Source organism: Rummeliibacillus pycnus (assembly GCF_002884495.1).
GTDB lineage: Bacteria > Bacillota > Bacilli > Bacillales_A > Planococcaceae > Rummeliibacillus > Rummeliibacillus pycnus.
In genome coordinates this window covers 1,182,327-1,206,390 of sequence record NZ_KZ614145.1, presented here as the reverse complement: position 1 = coordinate 1,206,390, position 24,064 = coordinate 1,182,327, and the positions used below count along the sequence as shown (strand labels likewise).

At 33.0% G+C, this 24,064-nt stretch carries 25 protein-coding genes and 4 tRNA genes; 20 read left to right on the top strand and 9 right to left on the bottom strand.

All coding sequences use genetic code 11. The features are described 5' to 3' along the window. Positions 1–20: 20 nt before the first annotated feature. From CEF14_RS06115 to CEF14_RS06095, 5 genes are all read left to right on the top strand, one after another. Positions 21–941: a DMT family transporter gene (locus CEF14_RS06115; protein WP_170061455.1), complete on the top strand. Its 921-nt coding sequence runs from the start codon at positions 21–23 to the stop codon at positions 939–941. Positions 942–1,094: 153 nt separating this feature from the next. Next, positions 1,095–1,763 (top strand): reverse transcriptase-like protein, encoded by a 669-nt coding sequence (locus CEF14_RS06110; RefSeq protein ID WP_102692036.1) that lies wholly within the window; start codon positions 1,095–1,097, stop codon positions 1,761–1,763. A gap of 157 nt (positions 1,764–1,920) precedes the next feature. Further along, positions 1,921–2,568, top strand: a complete 648-nt coding sequence (locus CEF14_RS06105) for a YdhK family protein (RefSeq protein WP_245890069.1) — start codon at positions 1,921–1,923, stop codon at positions 2,566–2,568. A 131-nt stretch (positions 2,569–2,699) separates the two neighbouring features. Continuing rightward, complete coding sequence (locus tag CEF14_RS06100; protein ID WP_245890068.1) at positions 2,700–3,218, top strand: sigma-70 family RNA polymerase sigma factor; 519 nt, start codon at positions 2,700–2,702, stop codon at positions 3,216–3,218. Next, entirely contained in the window at positions 3,211–3,915 is a 705-nt protein-coding gene (locus tag CEF14_RS06095; protein WP_102692034.1) for a hypothetical protein, read from the top strand. Before CEF14_RS06100 ends, CEF14_RS06095 begins: the two co-directional genes overlap by 8 nt. A 77-nt stretch (positions 3,916–3,992) precedes the next feature. Here CEF14_RS06095 and CEF14_RS06090 read toward each other — a convergent pair whose 3' ends face one another. Further along, positions 3,993–4,475: a GNAT family N-acetyltransferase gene (locus CEF14_RS06090; protein WP_102692033.1), complete on the bottom strand. Its 483-nt coding sequence runs from the start codon at positions 4,473–4,475 to the stop codon at positions 3,993–3,995. A 377-nt stretch (positions 4,476–4,852) separates the two neighbouring features. Between CEF14_RS06090 and CEF14_RS06085 the strand changes: the two genes are divergently transcribed. The 6 genes from CEF14_RS06085 (at position 4,853) to CEF14_RS06060 (ending at position 7,609) form a co-directional block, all read left to right on the top strand. Continuing rightward, on the top strand, positions 4,853–6,460 hold the full coding sequence (locus CEF14_RS06085) for a M20/M25/M40 family metallo-hydrolase (RefSeq protein WP_102692032.1): 1,608 nt from the start codon (positions 4,853–4,855) through the stop codon (positions 6,458–6,460). Between the two features lie 117 nt (positions 6,461–6,577). Beyond that, positions 6,578–6,955, top strand: a complete 378-nt coding sequence (locus tag CEF14_RS06080; protein ID WP_102692031.1) for a PH domain-containing protein — start codon at positions 6,578–6,580, stop codon at positions 6,953–6,955. A 196-nt stretch (positions 6,956–7,151) separates the two neighbouring features. Continuing rightward, positions 7,152–7,226: transfer RNA gene (locus CEF14_RS06075), tRNA-Gly, on the top strand. A 133-nt stretch (positions 7,227–7,359) separates the two neighbouring features. Continuing rightward, positions 7,360–7,434: transfer RNA gene (locus CEF14_RS06070), tRNA-Gly, on the top strand. Positions 7,435–7,439: 5 nt separating this feature from the next. Next, positions 7,440–7,532, top strand: a tRNA-Ser gene (locus CEF14_RS06065). A 4-nt stretch (positions 7,533–7,536) separates the two neighbouring features. Continuing rightward, positions 7,537–7,609 (top strand) — tRNA-Phe (locus CEF14_RS06060). Positions 7,610–7,913: 304 nt separating this feature from the next. Here the strand turns inward: CEF14_RS06060 and CEF14_RS06055 are convergent. The 3 genes from CEF14_RS06055 to CEF14_RS06045 form a co-directional block, all read right to left on the bottom strand. Further along, complete coding sequence (locus CEF14_RS06055) at positions 7,914–8,129, bottom strand: DUF3006 domain-containing protein (protein WP_102692030.1); 216 nt, start codon at positions 8,127–8,129, stop codon at positions 7,914–7,916. Then, the gene (locus CEF14_RS06050; protein ID WP_102692029.1) at positions 8,130–9,020 is read right to left on the bottom strand and encodes a ComEC/Rec2 family competence protein; all 891 of its coding nucleotides are present in this window, start codon (positions 9,018–9,020) and stop codon (positions 8,130–8,132) included. A gap of 153 nt (positions 9,021–9,173) precedes the next feature. Next, positions 9,174–10,208, bottom strand: coding sequence for a PTS transporter subunit IIC (locus tag CEF14_RS06045; protein ID WP_102692028.1), 1,035 nt, complete (start codon positions 10,206–10,208; stop codon positions 9,174–9,176). A gap of 234 nt (positions 10,209–10,442) precedes the next feature. Here CEF14_RS06045 and CEF14_RS06040 point away from each other — a divergent pair, with 234 nt between their 5' ends. Continuing rightward, positions 10,443–10,793: a hypothetical protein gene (locus CEF14_RS06040; RefSeq protein ID WP_146013864.1), complete on the top strand. Its 351-nt coding sequence runs from the start codon at positions 10,443–10,445 to the stop codon at positions 10,791–10,793. A 268-nt stretch (positions 10,794–11,061) separates the two neighbouring features. Further along, positions 11,062–11,496, top strand: a complete 435-nt coding sequence (locus CEF14_RS06035) for a hypothetical protein (RefSeq protein WP_102692026.1) — start codon at positions 11,062–11,064, stop codon at positions 11,494–11,496. Positions 11,497–11,625: 129 nt separating this feature from the next. On the opposite strand, the gene CEF14_RS06030 is transcribed toward CEF14_RS06035, so the two are convergent. Then, positions 11,626–12,534 (bottom strand): DMT family transporter, encoded by a 909-nt coding sequence (locus tag CEF14_RS06030; protein WP_102692025.1) that lies wholly within the window; start codon positions 12,532–12,534, stop codon positions 11,626–11,628. Positions 12,535–12,763: 229 nt separating this feature from the next. Here CEF14_RS06030 and recQ point away from each other — a divergent pair, with 229 nt between their 5' ends. Continuing rightward, positions 12,764–14,530 (top strand): DNA helicase RecQ, encoded by a 1,767-nt coding sequence (recQ, locus tag CEF14_RS06025; RefSeq protein ID WP_211284567.1) that lies wholly within the window; start codon positions 12,764–12,766, stop codon positions 14,528–14,530. Positions 14,531–14,548: 18 nt separating this feature from the next. Then, positions 14,549–15,328, top strand: coding sequence for a serine hydrolase (locus CEF14_RS06020; RefSeq protein ID WP_102692024.1), 780 nt, complete (start codon positions 14,549–14,551; stop codon positions 15,326–15,328). Between the two features lie 41 nt (positions 15,329–15,369). Here the strand turns inward: CEF14_RS06020 and CEF14_RS06015 are convergent, their stop codons facing one another. Then, complete coding sequence (locus tag CEF14_RS06015) at positions 15,370–15,657, bottom strand: hypothetical protein (protein WP_102692023.1); 288 nt, start codon at positions 15,655–15,657, stop codon at positions 15,370–15,372. 416 nt (positions 15,658–16,073) lie between these two features. Here CEF14_RS06015 and CEF14_RS06010 point away from each other — a divergent pair, with 416 nt between their 5' ends. The 3 genes from CEF14_RS06010 to CEF14_RS06000 all read left to right on the top strand — a co-directional run bounded on the left by CEF14_RS06010 (position 16,074) and on the right by CEF14_RS06000 (position 19,224). Beyond that, on the top strand, positions 16,074–16,271 hold the full coding sequence (locus CEF14_RS06010; protein ID WP_102692022.1) for a DUF6501 family protein: 198 nt from the start codon (positions 16,074–16,076) through the stop codon (positions 16,269–16,271). A 177-nt stretch (positions 16,272–16,448) separates the two neighbouring features. Next, the gene (locus CEF14_RS06005; protein ID WP_102692021.1) at positions 16,449–17,312 is read left to right on the top strand and encodes an AAA family ATPase; all 864 of its coding nucleotides are present in this window, start codon (positions 16,449–16,451) and stop codon (positions 17,310–17,312) included. A 10-nt stretch (positions 17,313–17,322) separates the two neighbouring features. Further along, entirely contained in the window at positions 17,323–19,224 is a 1,902-nt protein-coding gene (locus tag CEF14_RS06000; protein WP_102692020.1) for a vWA domain-containing protein, read from the top strand. Between the two features lie 171 nt (positions 19,225–19,395). Here the strand turns inward: CEF14_RS06000 and CEF14_RS05995 are convergent, their stop codons facing one another. From CEF14_RS05995 to CEF14_RS05985, 3 genes are all read right to left on the bottom strand, one after another. Next, positions 19,396–20,580 carry a toxic anion resistance protein gene (locus CEF14_RS05995; protein ID WP_102692019.1) on the bottom strand — a complete coding sequence of 395 codons (1,185 nt, stop codon included), beginning with the start codon at positions 20,578–20,580 and terminating at the stop codon, positions 19,396–19,398. After that, positions 20,577–21,227: a 5-bromo-4-chloroindolyl phosphate hydrolysis family protein gene (locus CEF14_RS05990; protein ID WP_102692018.1), complete on the bottom strand. Its 651-nt coding sequence runs from the start codon at positions 21,225–21,227 to the stop codon at positions 20,577–20,579. Before CEF14_RS05990 ends, CEF14_RS05995 begins: the two co-directional genes overlap by 4 nt. 202 nt (positions 21,228–21,429) lie before the next feature. Beyond that, positions 21,430–23,157 (bottom strand): globin-coupled sensor protein, encoded by a 1,728-nt coding sequence (locus tag CEF14_RS05985; protein ID WP_102692017.1) that lies wholly within the window; start codon positions 23,155–23,157, stop codon positions 21,430–21,432. Between the two features lie 127 nt (positions 23,158–23,284). Between CEF14_RS05985 and CEF14_RS05980 the strand changes: the two genes are divergently transcribed. Together CEF14_RS05980 and CEF14_RS05975 are read left to right on the top strand one after the other, a co-directional pair. Continuing rightward, positions 23,285–23,563 (top strand): DUF1033 family protein, encoded by a 279-nt coding sequence (locus CEF14_RS05980; RefSeq protein ID WP_102692016.1) that lies wholly within the window; start codon positions 23,285–23,287, stop codon positions 23,561–23,563. Between the two features lie 229 nt (positions 23,564–23,792). Beyond that, complete coding sequence (locus CEF14_RS05975; protein ID WP_102692015.1) at positions 23,793–23,993, top strand: cold-shock protein; 201 nt, start codon at positions 23,793–23,795, stop codon at positions 23,991–23,993. The last annotated feature ends 71 nt before the right edge of the window (positions 23,994–24,064 follow it).

The following is a 24,064-nucleotide window of genomic DNA, read 5'->3' as shown; positions in this document are numbered from 1 at the left end:
TTTCACTTATGGGGGAATTTATGAAAATTGTAGTTGAAGATAAACGCAAAATGTATTCGATTGGCGTATTAAGTTTATTACTGTCAGCAATTTTAACCTCAGTCAGTCAAGTCTATTATGGGTATCGTGTGCAGACAGTACACCCATTTCTATTTACAGGAATAAGTTTTTTCATAACGACAGTCTTTTTTCAACTCATCACAAGTAAGCAAAAAGTAGAGCCACGCTGGAAAGAGGCAAGATCATCGTTATTTAAGTTAAACATTGCTTCTATTTTAGCTTTCATGGGATTTTATTTTGCATTAAAATATATTGAACCAGCGATTGTGAGTTCGCTTGAGATGGGATTAGGACCATTATTTGTATTGCTACTAACAATTCAACAAAAGAAACGAGTAATAAATGCACAGTGGGGGATTGCACTCGGGATTTTTGGCGCCTGTATATTACTTATTGTTGCCATCTTTTCGGGACAGTCTGCAGTACGAACTTGGGATCAATATAGTATTATTGGCGTTGGGGCTAGTATATTATGTGGACTTGGTGCTGTGTTATGTACAGTCTATTCTAAGCAATTAAGTGAAGTAGGATGGACAACTTCGATGATTTTGTCAAAAAGATTTTACGGCATTATTTTGCTTTCGTTTATATTTACCTATGATGTAATGTTCACCTATTCAGTCGAAAATATTAGTTGGATTTTAGTAATGACGGTCATTGGTGTTTTAATACCGATGTATCTACTTCAAAAAGGTATTCAATATTGTGAAGTTTTTTTAGTAATGATGTCATTATGTTTCATTCCTGTTTTTACATTCTTTTTCCAACTTTTCAATCCAAGGTTACAATGGTCAAATATTACGCTCCTTGGCGTAGTATTACTTTTGTTTTTTGGAGTAGTAAGTGTTTTTGTAGAGCAAAAAAAATTGCAATTTCATTAATGCACGAAACCGTCTCTCGTATGATAAAAAGATGGGTGAAAGTAAGGTAGGGGTATTGTTATCTACTGTATCAAATCTTTTTCATAATTATTGACTACACTGGAGAAAATAAAAAGGAAAAAATTCGATGGATATAAGAAGGAGAGGCCTGTTATGAAGATTATTATTGAATGGGTATACAGGACGCCAAAAGGAACGGAGACAGTATTTCGTTCAGACGAAATACCAGCAGAACAAGGACTAAAGATTGCACAAGATTTAGAAAAAACGGGCCGTGCGAAGAGTATTACTTTTATCGATCAGTTTGATAGCACTTGGACCATCAAAGAAATGAAAAAATATTTAAAGGAAGTCGAAGGAGAACCTCATAATATTACCGTTTATTTTGATGGTGGATTTGATATCGGAACAGGTATCTCGGGATTAGGATGTGTTATTTACTTTGAACAGAATGGAAAACCTTATCGTGTTCGAAAAAACGCACAAACAGTTGGATTGAATTCGAATAATGAAGCAGAATATGCAGCACTTCATTTAAGTATTGTTGAATTAGAACTCTTAAATGTAAAAACAATGCCAATCAGGTTCATCGGAGATTCTCAAGTAGTAATTAGTCAGATGAACGGTGAATGGGCAGTGCTCGAACCTGAGTTGGCAAAGTGGGCTGATCGCATTGATGATCAGTTAAAGAAATTAGGCATTCAACCTGAATACGAACATGTATCAAGAAAAATGAATACCGAAGCAGATAGACTTGCTACACAAGCAATACATGGAATAGAAATTATCGCACAAATAGAATTGATTCTTGAAAACGATTAACGGATATCTACTATTTTATACAACATTCATTCTAATTACTCTTAAATCATGCTTTTAAAATTTTTCATTTGACTTTATTGACCTATGTTTAATATTCGAGTGGTTGGGAATAATTTTAGTGTAAGGTTAATAAAAGCTGAATATATGGAGGAATAGCATGAAAAAGAATGTATTAATGGTAATCCTATCTTTTGTGGCAGTTTTTGCTTTAGTTGCTTGTGGTACGACTAACACAGGAAAGAACGAAGTAAATAGGAATGTAAACGTAGCTCCTGATGATACTATGAATACAGCTCCAAATACAACTCCAGCCCCAAGCCCAACAGCACCAGATCATACGCTTACAAATGACAATACTGATACCGATATCAATCATTCGAATACAGGTATCGTACCGAATGGCGTAAAAAAGGCTACAAATCCTACGTATCCTGTTGGAAGTCAAGTAACAATCAATGCCAACCATGTGGAGGGCATGAATGGGGCGAAGGCTACTATTGTTGGTGCATATGACACGATTGCCTATGCAGTAACATACACACCGACAACTGGTGGTGCCGTAGTAAAAAATCACAAATGGGTAATCCAGGAAGAGATCAGAAGTGCGGATAATAAAACACTTCAACCAGGAGCTAAAGTAACACTGGAAGCAGACCATTTACCAGGGATGAAAGGTGCAATGGCCACAATTGATTCTGGTAAGAAAACAACCGTTTATATGGTGAATTACACCCCAACTAATGGTGGTGCTGAAGTTAAAAATCATAAATGGTTAATCGAAAGTGAACTATCACCGGTTAAGTAAGAGCATTTCTAAAATCCTACATGCGATGTAAAAGTCGAATGTAGGATTTTTTATTTAAAAATTTTTACATAAAACAAACTTTTACATATTGAGGTTCGTTTAAAATACAAAGAAAGGAGTAGATGGTAAATTTGGTAAATATTGTAGAATTAGAACGAATAATGCATCAACATACAGAATCATTATTACGTTTATCTTATTATTACGTAAAAGATTTACAAATTGCTGAAGACATTGTTCAAGAAACATTTATAAAATTCTATGCTAGCAAAAATAGTTATGAAGAACGTGGTGAATTGAACGCTTATCTCTCAAGAATGGTTGTGAATAAAAGTAAAGATTATTTGAAAAGCTGGTCATATCGGAAAATCAGTTTGCAAAATAAGTTGTTTAGTATACACGGACAAATGAAAATGGACAATCTAATTAGAAAAGATGAAGAAACAATTGTAGGAGAAGCTATTTTAAAGCTTCCATTGAAGCATAGAGAACCGCTTATCTATTTTTATTTTGAAGATATGACTATTAAAGAAATTTCTAGATTATTAGAAATTCCAGAAAGTACGGTAAAAACTAGACTTAGGAGAAGCAAAGAACTGTTGAAAACACAATTGCAGAATTGCGATTGGGAGGTGCTTTTAAATGAGTAAAACATATTTTGAAGACCTAAATAATCTTACTAAGAGTAAAGAAAAAGTTGTGAGGAATGTTTTAAGAAATATTGAAAATCAATCCACACAAAAAAATAAATTTAATTGGGGCTACAGTATCGTAACACTTATAGTAACTGGTTGTATGTTTCTATTTATTTTCACCCAAATAAATAATTACCCGAAACATACTGCAAATGATGTTCCAATCCTGGATAAAAATTTCTATGAGATCAACATAAAATCCCAAATACATCAGAATACATTATCAGTAGAAGAGGCCAAATATAAAGCATTTAATGATACTTTACAGCTTGATGCAGATTATGCTTATGCCTTAAGTAAAGGAATTGTATTAACTGAAAATGAGATAAATAAAAAAGAAGAGGAATTTCTGGAGAATCTTCAGGAACTAAAGCAAGACCCTAAAAAGTGGGAAGACTTTAAAGAATTGCTTGGGGTTTTAAAATTAAGTGAACAACAAATAATTGATCAATATTTAAAACCACAAGCCATAAAAACTGCAGCTTTTGATCGACTTGTTTCTGATTATTCTAAACAACATAAAGACGCTTACGAATTACATGTAAGAACTTCTCTAGAACAAAATGCAATGAACTATCTAAATGAAAAATATCCTGAAAAAATAGCAAATCTTCAAAGAGCATATAATATCCCTAAAAATCAAAAGAAATAGTGAATTTCTTAAAAATTGGAAGGATTGTAGCTATTGAAGATGATCAATTTTTAATAGAGTAATTTGTTAATAATTGCTTATTTATTAATAAAATATATTGCTTGAAGTTCTCCAAATCGCTCGGTCGTTTCCTTTAACTGCATTCCTACTTTTTCTAATAGTTTTCGAGAAGCGATATTAGCAAATTGTGTTTCAGCAACGATATATTCAAGGTTTAATGTATGAAAACCAAATAATAATATTTCACAAACTACCTCCGTTGCATAACCTTTATGCCACCAGTTTGGGAGGAACTGATAGGAAATTTCAGTACTTTCCCCGTCATGATGGAGATCTAATGAGATTAATCCGATAAAAGTATTGAGTTGTTTCTCATTTATAATCCAATAAAAAGACTTAGTAGGTGCATGAATCATTTGGGAAAATACTTCTTTGAAAGTCTCATCATTCACAATCCCTCCAAGATATTTTCGAACATCATGATTCTTATATAGTTGTTGAATGTTTTGATAATGCTCTTGATTAACGGTAAAAAGTCTACATCTTTTGGTTTCAATCATTAAAATTCACCTCTAAGTTAGAAATAAAAGTCACATTAATATCTGCAAGATTTTTTTGAAATCATAAAACATCTAAAATTTAATTTTAGATGTTATTTTTTCTTCCATCCAACCTTAAATAAGGAAGGAAAATCACCATCATGTTAATTTAAATGATCAATAGAAAGCTATGTTAACACGTTATAAAATGAGGAACATTAATGGTTATTCTACCATAAATATACATTTCGTAACTATGATAGAAAAAATAAATTTGCGTATTAAGATGCTATTGACCTCTAATGGAAATTTTCATATATTCAAATTACTCTATTTCCTTTTTATGGTGTTTTACCATTAAAGGAGAAGAAAACCATAATTAGAGGGATGGTGGGGTCATGATATGGAATTCTCCTGATAAATTACGTAAGTTGCTTTATGAGCTTGTTAGTTGGGAAAGCCAAACATTGACTAAAGGGGAACAACAATTTTCAAAAAAGTTCTTAGCAAAATTGCAACAACTTCAATATTTTAAAGATCATCCAACACTTTTAGATTTTTGTGAGGTTGATTATGGTAGACAGGTAGTTTCGGCTATATATAAAAATTCACCTAATAAGGATACAGTTGTATTGATCAGTCATTTTGATACAGTACAAATTCAAGAATATGGATCATTAATGCCATTAGCTACAATGCCAGAAGAACTAACAAAAGCATTTAAATCTAATTTAGATATGTTAAATAAGTCTGCTAGAAAAGACTTGGAATCTGGGGATTACTTGTTCGGTAGAGGCGTAATGGATATGAAAATGGGCCTGGCACTTCATATGCAAATGATTGAACGTGCAATTGAAGAACAATGGCCGATAAATCTATTACTGGTAACAGTACCTGATGAAGAGGTAAACTCTGCTGGCATGCGTCAAGCAGTAAAACATATCGCTGAATTACAAAGAAAACATGATTTAGAAATTATATTATTTTTGAATAGTGAACCTTCTTTTTCACAAGATCCAGCAGACCTACAGGAATATATTTATTCAGGGACAATTGGAAAAATCATGCCTGCAGCATTATTCTATGGCAAGGAAACACATGTTGGTGAGCCGTTGAAAGGAATAACTGCACCATTTATGAGCGCTTTTCTAACCACAGAAATGGAGTGGAATGATCGGTTTTTAGAGAGTGCATACGATGAGGTCACACCACTTCCTGTGTCATTACAACTAAAAGATTTAAAAGACCAATACTCAACGCAAACTCCCTATCGAGCAGTTGCTATGTACAATGTATTCTTGATGAAACGAAGTGCAGAAGAGATTATGTCTATTTTTGAAAATGTCGCAAACGAAGCAATGGAAAAATGTCAATTACGGTATGATGAAATTTGTAGGAAACAAAGGATAACAGGAGTAGGGAAAATAGAAGTACTACGTTTTGAAGAATTATATAACTATGCAGTAAAAAAGCTGGGCATTAAAAAGGTATCTGAGTTAACGGATAGTGTAACTGAAAACCAATCATTAGATGATCGTGAAAAATCGTTCCGTATAGCAGATCAACTCATGATTCATTGTAAAGAACTAGCTCCTGCAGTAGTACTTTTATTTGCACCTCCATATTATCCACCTGCTAATTCATCAGATCATCCATTCATTAAAGAGGCCATCTCTTTATTGCTTGAGGAATCTAAGAAATACAATATTCCATTAAAACAAATTCATTATTTTAATGGAATTTGTGATTTGAGTTACTGTCAATTTTATAATGATAAGGATTGGCAAACATTTGAAAAAAACACACCTGTATGGGGGAAAACCTATGATATTCCATTCGAAGAAATAGCTCAGTTTTCAGCGCCAGTATTGAATGTAGGACCTTTTGGTAAAGATCCTCATCAAATTTCGGAACGATTACATGTCAAAAGTGCATTTGAGGAAATGCCACAATTACTCTATGAATTATTGAAATTTATTTGTGCAAGATCAAATATTACAGAATAATAAGGGAATAATCGTGAATAAAATAGTAGGGGAAAGATTCTTCAATTTATCTGATTTAGTCGTTTTTTGAATGTCAGATTTTAAAAAGAATCTTAATAAAACAAAAAGGAGTTGTGTATGGGATTATTTGACGGTTTAATGGGAAATGCATCAGAAGTGAATTTAAGTGTAATCGAATCTGAGGTAAAAGATTTATTGTCAAAGAATGAAAGAGTAGAGCAAGCCTATAAATTAATCCGAGATTTGTTTGTTTTTACTGATAAACGTTTACTTTTGATTGATAAACAAGGTATGACTGGTAAAAAAACCGAATATCATTCAATTCCATACAAGAGTGTAGTACACTTCTCCGTTGAAACAGCAGGTACTTTTGATTTTGAAGCAGAATTAAAGATTTGGCTTTCAAACGGTTCTGATCCAATCGAAAAGAAATTTAATAAAACACTCAACATCTATAAAATTCAAAGTGTATTAGCTGATTATGTATTAAAATAAACCATGAGCATCCAATAAAATTTATTGGATGCTCATGGTTAATCAGTAATAGTATTTAGTTTATACAATCTTGAATTATTATCAAAGCTTCAAGAAGTTCGTTTAGATTCTTTAGATTTCGATTACGTGATGAAAAGTACTAGCGTGGATTAAAATCCAATGGTATAATAATTATTGTCCAAAAGTTATTGGATTTGCGGAAGTAGTTTAGTGGTAGAACATCACCTTCCCAAGGTGAGGGTCGCGGGTTCGATCCCCGTCTTCCGCTCCAATTAGTTTAGTATCTATTTAGTTAGATTACGAGTTACCTTATACTTAATTTGAGATATATTAATCATAATAAAGTATTGCGCAATTTTAGTTATTATGTTAATATATTTTTGTCGAAATAATAATGATGATATGCGGAAGTAGTTCAGTGGTAGAACATCACCTTGCCAAGGTGGGGGTCGCGGGTTCGAACCCCGTCTTCCGCTCCACAAATGGAGGAATACCCAAGTCTGGCTGAAGGGATCGGTCTTGAAAACCGACAGGCGGGTCAAACCGCGCGGGGGTTCGAATCCCTCTTCCTCCTCCATATCGGGTCGGTAGCTCAGTTGGTAGAGCATTAGATTGAAGCTCTAAGTGTCGGCAGTTCGATTCTGTCCCGACCCATAAAAAAGATGTCCAAAATTATTTGGACGTCTTTTTTAATTTTCGATTTAATTGTTGAGTTTAAACAGCTAGTGTAAGGAGATTTTCATATTCTAAAATGCATAATGTTTTTAACATTTTTGAGACTACATTAACATATCTAACAGTAATGTTAAGCTAGGATAAATAGAAAAGAGTGAGAAATTAAAGTATTTCTCACTCCCATTTTTATGATATTAACTAAATTGTTTACCTATGTTTTGTAATCATAACAGATACAATAATAGAAAGCAATCTATATTTAGCATCCTATGAATTAAACTTCTTATTCCTCAAATAAATCTTTTGCTAAAGCGTCAATTTCTTCTCTTATTTTCTTTGTATTTTCAACATCTAATGTAATATGATCGCCATCGATAATAATTTGGTCACCGACATTTGCGTTTTTAGGTAATTTCTCTCTTGGGATGTCGATTGTACTTTGTTCTAATTCGATGACAGCTAAATCTCCTTCGAATCGGTCGATTATTCCATTTTGCAATTATTTCTCCACCTTTACAGAAATTGTTGACCCATTTGATGTAAAGACAATAGTTCCGTGTTCATCAGTACGATATATTTTTGCATGTACCGCATTTAAACGGCGTAATGCTTCAGCAGTAGGGTGATGATAACGATTGCCTTCACCCACACTGATAGCTGCATAAGTTGGTTTTGCCACTGCTAAAAAGTCAGTATTTGTAGCTTCTTTTGCACCATGATGACTTACTTTTAAAACATCTACTTTTGGGACGACACCAGCATGTAGCATATCTTCCTCTGCAGGTGTTTCTGCGTCTCCTGTAAATAAGAATTTTTTATCACCATGTTGCATGAGCAGAACGCCGCTCCAGTCATTTAAATCACTTTTAGAGTAGTCTTTAACTGGGCCAATAAAGTGTAGATCTAATGATTGTTCTTTAACCGGAATTTCAACACCTTCTTTTGCAACTTTAATTTTTAGACCCTGTGCTTTTACCGCTTGTAGAAAATTCCGATAGGCGATAGTAGTATGTGTAACACGAGGTGCGTAAACAGATTTAACAGTGAAAGCATTGATGATATCAGCTAAACCACCAAGATGATCAGCGTCAGGATGTGTAGAGATAACATCATCCAGTTGTTGTACACCCTGTTGTTTTAAGTATTCGATAACAGTTTCACCTTTCCCTTTGTTACCTCCATCAATTAACAAATTTTCCTCTGGACTTTGGATAAAAATAGAATCCCCTTGTCCAATATCAATGATATGTACACTTACTTGATCATTTGAAGATGTTACCGGTTTTGCAGTAGAATGATCTGTTGAGGTTCCTTCATTTAATGCATTTGTACAACCTGTTAGCAATAAGATGCTAATAAGGGTAAAAAATATAGCTTGAATTCTTTTCATGTAAACTCCTCCTAAATATACTTTAGCATGAAAAGGTGAATTAGAACAAATGTTTGATTATGTAACAGAGCATCAAGAAAGGACTGTATCATAAGTGAAAACCTTATGTGACAGTCCTTTAAACTTCGTTTTCATTGCTAAACTATGAAAATTTTATTCAATTGAAATTTTATAATCTTTGGCTTCAATCATTTTAAATTTATGTTCAAATAATCGAAGTAAGATCGTATTTAATACGATAGGAAGTACAAAGAATATGGCAATCATAATCGTTATGTTTGTCGTAGTCCAGCCATCATTAGTCAAATTGATATAATTTAATGGTCCTATTAATCCAGATAATCCAAATCCAGCGCTCATTGGAGTTCCTTGAATATTGAAAATACCTGCTAAAGCACCTAGAATAGCTGCAGTTATGAGCATCGGAAATGCAATTTTCGGTTTCATAAAGAAATTACGCATTTGAATTTTGGGTGATCCAAGTACGTGTGCAAGAGCAGTGCCTAGTGAGTTCGCTTTGTAACTTGCTATACAAAGGCCAACTCCAGCGGAAACGATGCCAAGGTTTGCGGCACCAGCACCAATTCCTGAAAGCATGATAACAGTTGCAACACCTACTGTAGAAAGGGGGGATAAGATTAAAATACAGAATATAATTGCAATAATTGCACCCATTAAAACAGGTTGTAAGTTTGTCACATGTTGAATCCCCAAACCGATTACACCAGTTCCGGTTTTAACATACGGTAAAATTGAGTATCCGATAAAACCAGGGATGAAAATAGCTAATGTAGGCATTAATAAAATCGTATAGTCTTTCAGTTTTGCACCTATGAATTGAACAAATAATACAGTTAATGCTGCTGTAATCCCTGTATTTAACACAACCCCAATACCAGCTAATGTCATAATGCCATCTTTCATTGTAATGACGCCACTGCCTACCACAGCAGCAAGTCCCACACTCGCTGTTTGAATTGGTGTAAGTTTAAAAGTCATACCAACCATTACACCAATCATAGCTGGCAACATACTCATAGCAATAACAGTTAGATTTAAGATAGGCTTTAGAAATGGAGCGTGGGGAATTAAAAGTTTGAAAATCTCTCCAACCAATGCATTAGGAATTAAAGAAACGACTATTCCAATGCTCATCCCTGTCAATAATCTATTGAAAAACTCTTTCATAGAAATTCTCCTTTCAAGAAAATTTTATATTTATAGTAATCGTAGTTTAACGCTTTAAAGTGGCAAAGTAAAGAAAAATTATAATATTTTCAATAATTACTAAATTGAAATGATAAAAATAAATGAAAAAGGGGATAAATGAAATATTGAAGGGAAGAGGAGGAATTACAAAAAGAGATGAAATGGATAATATGTATTTTTACTTTCCTTCCTTGCTTACTAATAAGTGGCTGCATGGAAACTACTCATTCGGTTCAGATGGGAACAGTCGATCAAAATGGTACAATTCAATTATTAAAATCAGAGAGGAATGAGGAGATCTATCAAAAAAGCCTTGAAACTTTTAATAATGGTCGAAATATTAAAATCGTTCCGGCAGATATCAAAAACTTAAAAACACATTATATTCAATTTAAGGATGATAATCAAAATTTGGTTATTAGTAATTACAATGTTTGGTTTGACAACCAAAAAAATCGTATCATTTTTACTGACCATGTAAGACCCTATTCATACTATAAAATCGAAGATGGGGATATTGAATTCCTAAGAAATTTATTGTTCAAAGATGAAGTAAAGGAATGAAGGTTGTATACTTAAAGAAAAATAGTTGGAGTGTGTTACTTTCGTGTGGTTTTGGTATTTAATCAGTTTTTTAATTAGTTTAGTTGCAACCTATATTATCTTTAAGATTACTCATGTTATTTTTTTTGTCTTTCCACCTATAGCAGTAATACTTGTACATCTCTATTTTCAACGAAAGCAGAAATAGTTTCTGACTTCTTTGTGAACTCTCTATGTGTGATAAATTTTGTATCATACAATAGAAAAAAACATAGAGAGGGGGAGAGCTGTGAGTGTACTAGAACAAATCCTTTCCATTAAAAATCCAATCGAATTACACCAATCGTTAGTTCGATACATAACAGATCATCCAAATGAAAAAGAACATATTTTAAGGGTTATGGATAAAACTGCACATCATCTGACTTTTTGGGAAGAAAATCTTGGTGAGCCATTTGAAACGAATCCGAATAAGTGGACAGATATTTATTTCCGAAATTTACAAATTCAATTAGTCAATAATTTTTCTAAAGAAAAGTTCTTACATACTTTAGATGTAGCTAGTTATTTAGATCAGCATCAAAGTCAGTTTTTAAGTGAAAGCGAAAATGAACGTATAAAATTATATGGAAATACAATGGGGATTATTATGGTTGCTGGAGTAGCCGTATTTATCGTAGCGGTGATTCTAATAGTGTTTTATTTTAAAAATAAATATGTATAAGCAAAGAGGGACTGTCTTTAAATAGAGCAGTCCCTTTACCTATAAGTATATTTTCAATTTTATAAGATATGTTGAGATATGTTGAAATACTTCCGTTGAAAGTGACCTTTTTAAATAGGCTTATGATTATTACATTTCATCAGCAACGCCTAAAATAATAATCCCAATCATAACGACTGCAATGACAAAGTAGTGTCTTGGTGTTAACTTTTCTTTTAAGAAAATTCGAGAAAGAATGACAGAGAAAATACTGTATGATGCAATAAGGGGAGCGGCAATAATTGCATAGGCGCTCATAGCGTATACATAGAAAAATTGACCTGTTGTTTCTAAAATAGCAGCACAGGCTTTATTACGCTCTTTAAATATATTAAATTGTACCTTCTTAATGCCTTTTAAATAAATAAAGGCAATTGCAGCACAGATAAAGAATGTATATTCATAAGCCAAAAGTGCTGCATCTTCACTCATTAGTTTTAATTCATCTAAATAAATACCATCTGCAAAAGTACCGGCCCCATCAAGTAATGCGTAAATAATCGGGAACATTACAGCCATAAATCCAAGTTGATATTTTTTATCTACTTGTACATTATTTAATGTCATCACTTTATTTTCTTCTTGTTTTTCTACAACTGCAATTCCGATTACACCTGCTGTAATGATGATTACACCTAAAATATGAACCCAATCAAGATCTTGTTGGAAAAATATAAATAACAAGATAGCTGTAATAGCTCCGGAAGAATTTTGTACTGGTGAAGAAATGGATAATTCTAAATATCTTAAACCCACATATCCGATTGTCATTGAGGCGATATAGAAAAATGAAACTGGTAAGTATTTCACCATATCAAACGGTTGGAAATGGATTCCTTTATAAAGCATATAGCCTGTAGCATGAATTCCCATAACAAGTCCAACCATCACAACAATTTTCAAATGACTGTATTTGTCGTTACTGTCAGAACCCTTTTTATAGAATAAGTCTGCACCGCCCCATGCTAGAGCAGTCAATATTGAAAAGAAAAACCACATGATAGCTTACTCCTTTAAAAAAATTTGCAACTAGTCTATTATACGGTTAAATCTAGCAAGTGAAAAGGTCTTTCACTGAAAGAAATTTAATCCCTGTTCCAAATACGTTCGTACTTAGAATATAAAAGTCTATTTTACAATTACTTAAGAAAAGAGCAATTTAAAAATGTGGTAATAATATGGAAATGGTACAATAATGACAGGATAGAAACGAAAGGTGATCGAATTTATGATTGAAAACGCAAAGCATTATTTACAACAATATTTTGGTTATAGCGAATTTCGATTGGGACAAGAAAAAATTATTAAACAAGTGCTAGCTGGTAAATCGAGCTTATGCGTAATGCCAACAGGTGGAGGAAAATCGATTTGTTATCAAATTCCAGCGTTAATGTTAGAGGGAACAACAATTGTCATTTCTCCGTTAATTTCACTTATGCAAGATCAAGTAGATACATTAGTAGAAATGGGTATAGAGGCTGCATATATTAATTCTTCCTTAAGTCAAAATGAAATACTGGAAATAATGCAAAATTTGCAAGAAGGTCACTATAAACTACTCTATATAGCTCCTGAACGTTTAGAATCAGTTGCTTTTGTAAAAACAATAGCTTCACTAAAAGTACCATTACTTGCTGTTGATGAAGCCCATTGTATTTCACAATGGGGACATGATTTCCGTCCAAGCTATCGAGCGATTGGCAGATTAACAAAAAGCTTTATCAATAAGCCGGTAGTCGTCGCACTAACAGCAACTGCGACGCCAGCAGTTCGGGACGATATTTGTCATCAATTAGATATTCCGGTAGAAAACACAGTGATGACGGGTTTTGCTCGGAGTAATCTAAGCTTTTCAGTCATCATCGGCCAAAATAAAGAGCGCTATATTAAAGATTTTGTAAAGAAAAACAACCATGAAGTAGGTATTATATATGCAGCTACTAGAAAAACAGTAGATCATCTTTATGAAGTTTTAAAAAGAGCAGGCATTTCAGTGGCCGAATATCATGCTGGTTTATCTGAGGGTTTAAGGCAAAACGAGCAAAATCGATTTTTACATGATGAAGCTTCAATAATGGTAGCTACAAATGCCTTTGGAATGGGAATCGATAAGTCTAATGTTCGATTTGTTATTCATTATCAATTACCTAAGAATATGGAGAGTTATTATCAAGAAGCGGGAAGAGCAGGGCGAGATGGGTTACCAAGTGAATGTATTTTGCTTTATGCTCCACAAGACGTTCAAACACAACGCTTCCTCATTGATCAAACAGATGACCGAGAACGGATACCAAATGAATTACAAAAGCTACAAAGTATGGTGGATTACTGTCACACTGAAAATTGCTTACAACAGTATATAGTCAATTATTTTAGTGATGTAACAGAAGAAAAGTGTGGTAAATGTAGTAATTGTATGGATGATCGCGAAGTATTTGATGTGACAGTTGAATGCCAAAAAGTATTATCGTGTGTGATTCGTATGGGACAAAAATTTGGGAAAACAATGGTTGCACAAGTCTTAGTCGGCTCAAAAAACCAAAAAATTCGCAGCTTCGGATTTGAAAGTTTATCAACATATGGTCTATTAAAAGAAATGACTATAAAAGAAGTGACGAATTTTATGGAATTTATGATTGCTGAGGAATTATTAGCTGTGAATCAAGGGACAATGCCAACAATTTATGTCACACCAAAAGGAAAACAAGTCTTAGTGGCAAATTTAAATGTAAAAAGAAAGGGTGTCCTCGTCACAAAGCAAATCGCGGAAACAGATCCATTATTTGAATCACTAAGAATTGTTCGAAAGAAATTAGCAGACGAAGCGAATGTACCACCATTTGTTATTTTTTCAGATAAATCACTACGAGATATGTGTGCCAAAAAGCCAACAAGTGCGCAAGAATTTTTAGAAGTGAATGGAGTTGGGGAAAACAAATTGGAGAAATATGGAGAAGCGTTTTTAAAGGCAATTGCTGATTTTCAAATAAATTAATAGATAGGGGGCTAATAGATGACGTTTCAACAATTTGCTACACAATGTCATGAGATAATTGGTCAATATAAGGATGCAAAGATAGGAATTGCAATTTTAGATGGGAAGCATACTTTTTATCACCAAGAAAAAGCAATCTTCCGAGCTGCAAGTGTTATGAAGATCCCCATTCTACTTACAAGCTACCTAACCCTTTCTAAAGCCCTTGATACAGTAGCTGTTTTACCAGAAGAACTAATAGTTGAAGGTGCTGGTGTCATACCATTCTTAACGGGCAATTTACCATTTACATACCGTAATTTAATGGAATTAATGATTATTGTTTCAGATAATACCGCATCAAACGCATTGTTAAAAGCAATTTCCATGGAAAAGGTTAATCAATTCATGCAAGATATTGGCTGTGAAGATAGTAAGATTCAACGATATTTTATGGATGAAAATGCTGTATTAAAAGGTTTAGACAATGTAACTACTGCAAAAGATATGATAATGATACTTCAACAAATAGGGGAAAAGAACAACTTTCTTAATGAAAAACAGCAAATAGATGCCCTCAGAATAATGGGAAACCAACAATTTCGAGAAATGTTACCTTCTTATACTTTTGATGAAGAAATTCATTATTATCATAAGACAGGCGGCTTAACAGGTGTTGATCATGATGTAGCAATCATTCAATATCATGAAAAACAACTATATGCTGTTGTTCTATCTCAAGGTTGGGAAGATGGTTTTACGGGAAAAAAATGTATAGCTGAAATTGGAAAAGCAATAGCAGAATATATTAAAAGTTAAGCTATCATATGAAAGACCGGTATCATTAAGATACCGGTCTTTCATAAAGTTAAATGTGTGTGTTCTTCATCTAACAACACAATTCCTGTCACGCCGTTGACAGTTTCAGAATGAATAATTTTGTCCTTTAAAACGGGTAGTAATTTTGGTGATATCGCTACATGTATACCCTCTACTTCCATTATGATATCAGTGTGAATTGGGGTATCAATATCAGCAGCATACTGCATCCCGTTTCGATCTGCTACAGCATAAAAGCGAAGCAAATGGTACTTATTATCAGCAGTTAAATTCGTGATAAATTTCTTCCCCTGAATAGTTAGTCTCATAGTGAAATCATCCTTTACGCAAGATCAGAAATTGATTATGCTGTCAGTATTCCACGGCATTCAAATATTTAAACAACAAGAAGCATTTATAACCAAAATCTTTATTTCCTTGTAAGCCATCCAGCAATAATAAAAAATAAGATAAAAAAGGAAAAAGCCAAGATAAAGAACCATAAAGGTACACCACTAAATGCCATTATAGACACCTCCAATCAATTCTTAAAAACACTGAAATAGCAGCCATAATTTCTTATCCTATAGTAGCATAATTTCTTCTTAGTTCCCTTTAAAAGGCATTTAAATTCCGTATTTCCAAAGTTTTTCAAAAAAATCCTCTTATTTTTAGGACAAACATATTGAAATCGTTTAAAATAGGACATAGATATGTATTTAGTTAAGAGAGGTTGTTTTAAAGAATGATTCATTTAAATTGGAAAGAAGCACCAACAATCAAAAAAGTCACTTGTAAACATACAGATGCAAAAAAATATTTAGTATCAAATGTTCTGACAGTTGGAAAAGAATATGAAGTAAAAAACGAAACAGAAGAATTTTATTTCGTTATCGATAATACAGGTCATGTTGGTGGCTATTACAAAAATTACTTCGAATAATCTTAGTAATGTATGAGCTTTTCGCTTACTGATCGTGGGCGAAAAGCTTTTTTTTATCGAAAAGATAGGAAGATCGACAATATTTCTAAATTAGGTGTATTGGATGTTTTTTTCAAATAGTAACAATTGAAAATTAGGAAAGTGATCATCCATAAGCAAATGAAAGGAGTAAGGAGTATGCAACAAATTATTCAACATGAGCAAGAAATCCGTAAAAATCGCAACCATACCAATGAAGATTTACGTTTGATAGGGGATGGCGGTTATATTTCTCCGAATGAGTACCTATGGGATGATGTTTTACTAAGTGTAACACTAAAAAAACCTGTGTTATTAAAGGGACCAGCAGGTTCTGGTAAAACAAAAATGGCGGAATCATTATCTCAATTTTTTAATCAACCAATGCACAGTATTAATTGTTCGGTGGATTTGGATGCTGAAAGCTTACTAGGATTTAAAACAATTGTACAAAAAAATGGACAAACAATCATAGAATTTGAAGAAGGCCCCGTTGTAAAGGCGATGAAACAAGGGCATTTGCTTTACATCGATGAAATAAATATGGCAAAAGCTGAAACTTTACCGATTTTACATAGTGTTTTGGACTATCGTAGAATGCTAACGAATCCTTTTACTGGTGAAGTTATTCAAGCACATCCTGATTTTAGTGTTGTTGCAGCAATCAATGAAGGTTATATTGGAACAGCACCAATGAATGAAGCATTAAAAAATCGCTTCGTTTCTTTTAGTATTCCATATTTGAATGGTGAACAGCTAAAAGAATTATGGGAAAAGAGATTTCCGAATTTATCAAATGTTTTGGCAACACTTATGTTGAATCTTGCAGAAGATTTAAAACAACAAGTTATTAACGGTCTATTAAGTGAAGAAGCTGCTTCTATTCGAAGCTTACTTGATGCTACAGAATTAGCACAATTTATGGATCCTCTTAGAGCAATCCGATATGCTATTGCAGAAAAATTAGATGACCAAAGTGAAAAAGATTTAGTTATTGAATTAGCAAATACATGGATGAAATGAGGTTTTCGAATTGGCCGAACTAAGTCGATTTATCCAATTTAATAATGAACAAATTGATCCTAGATTAATACTTCATTATGAGCAACTTGCAAAAGCACTCTCGAATTCTCCAGATCTATCCTTAACCGAACGTCAATTAATTGAATTGAAACCACAGGAGCATCAAATAGCAATAAGTGTTTTTTGGCAACATCGCAATGATGAAATTATGCATTTAGGGCGACTTTCCGATATCTATTTACTCACTCTTGGTTATTGGCAAGAGTTTTCAGTCAAAGATTGGCTTACTTTTGAAGAGGAAATCCAAGTTCATCCATTGAGAAACCTATTCAGGCAGCTCATTCTACTAGTTGAAGAATTTCGACTAATGGACATTGTTTTAAAAAAACGTCCAGGCACAACGAAAGCATTTAAAATTAGAAGAAATGCGTATATTGATTCTCATAAACACCGATTTGAAGTCAATTCTCAAAAAGGTTTTATAGCAGACGCTTTCGTTAATTATCTCTTTTTAGCAGCTCATGATGGGATGATGAAGTTACCTCAAAATGAAGTAGCAGAAAAATTTGAACCTGCATTGCTACCTTTTCAACAAATTTACGATGTGAACTCAACACTGGATAGCATAAATTTAATTTTTCGAGTAATGGCATACATTGAGGAAAGTATTAAAAAAGATTTGATGCTAAATTATTATGCTTTGTTAGATTCAATCCCAGAAGCTGCAAAATTCCATGAACACAAAGGGGTAAAAGGTCAAGAATGTGGCAATCAGAAAGAATCAAAAGAAACGATTGAGCAATTGTTTCGAACGTGGCATAGAGAAACAAAGGAAGAAACAGGTGTACATTTGCGTTATGAATTAGAACGTGGAAACGCAGGAAAAGCGATAAGTTTAGAAGCAGAAGAAGGACAAGATGGTAATAATATATCCGAAGAAGGAACGGGTGGGGCTTCTAATACAAATGCAACTGTACAAAGAGCTCAAATGAATGAAGCTAAAAAAATTCCTCGCGGTAAACGGAAGGCAGGGCAAGAATATGGTGAACAAAATGTAAATGTTGTATTTGAAGAAAAAAGAATTGAAGAGACAAAAGATTTACAAGTTCTTACTACATTGGCAAGATGGCGTTCAGAACAAGCACCAAGTGTAAAAGCATTAACAACAGAATTTCGTAAAAGAATTACCCAGAAGGAAATAGCTAAAAGAGAGCACCTGTCGAAAGGGCGATTAGACTCCTCAAAATTAGTCCATTTTTTATTAGAAGATCATCCAAAACCTTTTTATCAAAAAAATGCTCCTGCAAAACCATTGGATGCAGTTTTTGGATTACTTATTGATGGCTCAGCATCTATGATGGATAAAATGGATGAAACCAAAAAGGCTGTCTTATTATTCCACGATGTTTTACGACAAATGAATATCCCACATGAAATGGTTTCTTTTTACGAGGATGCTTATGAAGCAACATCGGAAGTTCAACCAAATACTTTTGAATGGTTGCATAAATTGGATGATGGTCATACAGATAGTGGCACAGCAATTATGTCTCTATCCGCACATGAAGATAATCGTGATGGATTTGCCATTCGCTGGATGACCAAACGATTAAACGATCGTAGTGAAAAACATCGCTTTTTACTTGTATTTTCTGATGGGGAGCCATCTGCATTTGATTATGCGCAAAATGGTATAAAAGACACTGCAGAAGCCGTCCTAGAAGCTGAGAAAGAGAACATTCAAATACTGCATCTATTTTTAAATACAGAGATGCCAAATGAAGAACAGCTACAACTTTTCCATAAGATTTATGGCACACATACAGTAGCTGCAGATAGTGTGGAAAAATTTACGGATGTTACAATAAGACTTTTGAGAAAGATGATCACTCTCGTTATTCAAAGCCAATAAGTATAAGAGGAAGTGTTCATTTTAATCAGAAATAGATATGTTTGACTAAAAAAAGCGCTTCTTCATTTTAACAGAGAAGCGCTTTTTTCTTTCAATTTTAAAACTTTTTCTACAATAAACCCAACCACATATCAAAATAACTTCCTTCTGGATAGACAGCTTTTCTGCTTATTAGTAAGGCGATCTTTCTTGTTGTTTTGTATGAATAGCAAGTAATCGTTGTTTTAAATCTTCTTCCATCCGAGCAATTTCAATTTCTGCTGCTTTGCGCTTTTGACGTCCGTCTGCTTGGATTTGCAATGTCTCTTCAATTGTAGAAATTAAATTTTCTTGAGTTTTCTTTAATGTTTCAATTTCCACTAGACCTCGTTCATTTTCCTTAGCAGTTTCAATTGTATTTACTTTTAACATTTCTGAGTTTTTTAGAAGTAAGTCATTAGTTGTTTTTGTGACTTGTTTTTGTGCTTCTACAGCTTTCCGTTGATTATTTAAGGTTAAAGCAATAGCAATTTGATTCTTCCATAAAGGAATGGCTGTCATAATAGAAGATTGGATTTTTTCTGCTAATGTTTGATTTGTTTGTTGAATCATACGAATTTGTGGTGCAGTTTGTAATGTGATTTGACGTGATAATTGTAAATCATAAACTCGCTTCTCAAGCCGTTCAACAAATTGAGATAAATCGTTTAATTCTTGTACATCCATTTGATCTTGAGAGCTTTCTGCTTTTTGTTTTAATGCAGGAAGTAATTTTGTAACGATTTCTTCCTTTTTCAATTCAGCTGCAGCAATATATACATTTAAAGCTTGAAAATATGTTTTGTTTTGCTCATAGAGTTGATCTAACATAAGAATGTCTTCAACTAATCCTGCTTTAGAGTGTTCTAGTTGGATACCAATTCGATCTATTTGGGTGCTAAGCTTTTGATATTTTGTCATCAGTTCTTGTAAAGAACGAGAAACTCGACTGAATAATTTGCGAAGACCACTTTTTTTTCCTTGTTGCAGTTCTTCAGGGTCAAGTTCGTTTAATTTGTCCATTAAATCTTTTAGTACATCACCTACTGGTCCTATATCTTTTCTTTGTACATGGTCGAGCATTTGATGAGAGAAACGGGATAATTCATTTTGTGCATTTGCCCCATATGTTAAAATCGATTCATAATTTCCCACAGGTATTTGTTCGGCTAGCTGCTTGGCTTTTTGTTGGTCTTCCTCCGGTAAGCGTTCAAGTACTGAAAGTGTTTTTGCTTCAGTTGGCTTAGTATTTTCTTGAAGTGTTTCTGGTTGTAATTCAAATGGATTACTAAGTAAATCGTCTATTGATTTAGATGAATTAGAAGGTGAATTGGTCATTTAGAGTCTCCTCTCATAGTGGCTGAAGTTTGTTTTTGGGCTGTTGATAGCTGAGCAAAATCCAACTCCAGTTTTAGTTCTTCAATATCTGTAGCAAGTACTGAATGTAGATCCTCTTGCATAATATTATTTAAATCTTCTAAAGTTTCACGGGTTTCTTGTAAAGCTAAGTGAACTTCAGAATTCTTAAGTGGCTGAGAAGATAAAAGGGCATATTTCTCAGTTAGTTCACTAGCAGAATGAAGATGAGCGTAGAAAAATTGTTCTACATGATAAAATTTTTTGGGATCTTTGTTTACAATGTTTACAATTCGTTTTGCTAAGCGATTCATTTCTAATAACTGCTTAAATGTTGATATTGAACGAACTTTTGTGAAATTACGATTTAAATTTCTTAATTCACCTTGAGCTTCCAGTAATTGTGATTCAATATGTTTATATTCTGAACGAGTTAGTCCAACTTTTTTTAAGTAACGTACTTTTTGGATGTTCTTAATGATAAAGTTAGATGGAAAATAACTTATTATGGCTAATAAGAAACCTATCCAAAAATTAACGTCAAAGTTCCATGTACTGATGATCCATGTGGTAAGCATAACGAATATATTTAGAAAGTTTCTTACGATAAATTGTCCAAATTTGAGCACTGAATTTGCCTCCTTCTAACGCTCTTATTTTAAGTACGAATATAGCGTGAGAAAGTTTCACTAATGTATAAATAAGAGTTTTAATTCAATATGTGAAATTGTTTAACAAAAGATACATAATATTATTTTAATATATAAATAGTACGAAAGGAAAAAGCCGACGAAGTATCCGTGCCGGCTCAATTTCTTCTTATTATTAAATTTAAAGTATTGCTCGTTCTTTTTCAATTTTTTCGACTAGTTTATTTATAGTATCTAATACTTTAACGGATGAAATTTCAATATTGTGTAATGCATTTTCTGCTTCATGTAATTGACCATTATTAAATAGTTGAACTGCTAATTTAGCTTGTTCATGAACTTCTTGATGATAATGATCAAGTTCTTTAAATGCGGGTTCATTTCCAAATCGATTTGTTGCTTTTTTCGAAGTGTACCATTTGCCTAAACGACATTCTTTATGAGAGGAAACTTCATTTTCAGAAATTTTCTCTAAGCCTAAGAACAGATTGTAAATACGCCATTTCCATAAAATGTGATCAGCCTTTGATAATTGTAGTAAGGCAAGGCTAGATAGCTGAACATTATTATCATCAATAAGACTTAATCTGTAATGATTAATTTGATTACCTAATTGGTGAATGCCAGATGAAGTATTATGAGCTAACTCTCTAATATTTTCTTGTAAATCAGTTATCTGAACCATCCGATTTGCAACTTCATCAGCGGCAGCAGCTTGTTCTTCTGAGATAGCAGCCGTATTTGTTACATCCGTATTAATGTCTTCAATTGTTTCAACAATTTGAGTCAAAAGAGGTAAAGAGTTTTTTGCTTCTCCTGTTGCTTCTTTAATAATAGATGTTGTTTCTGTAATGGAAGTCGCAACGGTTTCAGAGTACTCTTTTAAATGTTGAACATTAGAAGAGACTTCACTTAAAGCTGAGACAGTATTTTCTGCAAGTTTTCGAACTTCATGTGCAACTACAGCAAATCCCTTACCATGTTCACCAGCTCTTGCAGCCTCTATAGAAGCATTAAGTGCAAGTAGATTTGTTTGATCAGCTATTCCTTTAATTAAAGTAACAACGTTTTCAATTTCATTAACTCTTTTTTGCAATTCATCAAATGAGTGCACAATAGAGGTAAATGTTTCACCTGTTTTAAAAATCTCATTAAGTGCAAAAGAAATTGTATTTTTAGAATTAGTTGCATTTTTTACAGATTCAGAAGTCTTTTCAGAGATTCGATTTGAATTTTTTGCAACTTCACTAATTGAAGCTGTAATTTGTTCTGTTGCAGCTGTGGAAGATTGTATTTCCTCCGATTGACGATCTAAGTTAAGGACTAAATCTTTCATAAACATAATTTGAGAAGCTGTGTCCATTAAAGAAGAAACTTCTGTTACTGAATGTTCCACCATACGTTCTGTAGCAACTTCAAAAAGTAATTCTTGATCAATATTAACAGCAGATTGGAAAGAACGCATAAAGTCAAAAGCTTTGGCAGGTTTAAAGCCAAAGTTATACAATATATGAGTAGTAATATAAAATGCGAATTGATTAAATAAGACAATTGTTTTACCAGGCTCATATTTATGATGTCTAAATAAATAAAAGAAATTAACAATTTCGTCCACATATTTTTCATTTCGTGCAGTATTGAAAAATGTATGTAAATATCTTTCTATATATTTTTCATCAATTGGGTTTTGTTTATTTGGAGAAATCTCTTTTAAATAGGAGATAAAAATCTCTTTCATTGAAGGTGTACAAGCTTCTAGTTTTTTGTATAATTCTTTTAAAGTTTGCTCGTCTTTCTGTGTAAAGTGATTAAATGCCAACGTTTCTTTAAAACGTCCTTCAATTGAAATATCAGTACCTCTTTCTAGAAGTTGATTCATTTCTAATTTAGGCCTAATTGATGTGAACATAGATTTCCTCCTGATACATTTGGATTGGTATATATAGTAATATTAGCATATAGATTAATTGTATTATAGATAGATTTAAGTTGATTTGTAAAACGTTTCACAAAAATAATTAGAAGGATTGACAAAGATGTTTAAGATTATTTATATAAAAGCAGATTATGAACCTTGGTGGCAATTTGAGGGTTGGGAAGAGAATATTGTAGAGGAAAAAGTTTTTGACAATAAAGAGGAAGCAAGAATTTTTTTAGATGCAACTTTAAAAAAGTTTGAAGAAAAATATATGTATCATGCACATAAAAAGGAACGTTTTTGGGCGTTTTGGTCTGATGATGAAATTCAATTTTGTGAAGCATGTGATGATGATATTCAGACCTATCATGGAATCATTTGGACAGAAAATAATTGACCCAAGTTTAAAGTAATAAACTTTTTGAAAAATCTTCAATTTTATTGACATTGATTTTTTACGTGGTATAATATGTTTAACAAATGAAATTGATTTACCGCAAACTTCCATTCACATATTACAAAAAGTGATCGGCTTGTCATCGGTACTTTATGTAATATGTGAATTTTTGTTTTTGGGTTGTTAATTTTTATTTGTTAACTTTTAATTTTTTTGGAGGTTTTCTCACATGAAACAAGGTACAGTAAAATGGTTTAACTCAGAAAAAGGCTTCGGTTTTATCGAAGTAGAAGGCGAAAACGATGTATTCGTACACTTCAGCGCAATCCAAGGCGAAGGCTTCAAAACTCTTGACGAAGGTCAAAAAGTAGAATTTGAAGTTGTTGAAGGTAACCGCGGACCACAAGCAGCAAACGTTACTAAACTTTAATTTACTGCTAATTAGGGGGGTAACTTGTTTACCCCTTTTACTTAAATACATAGTTTTGATCAAGTTAAATT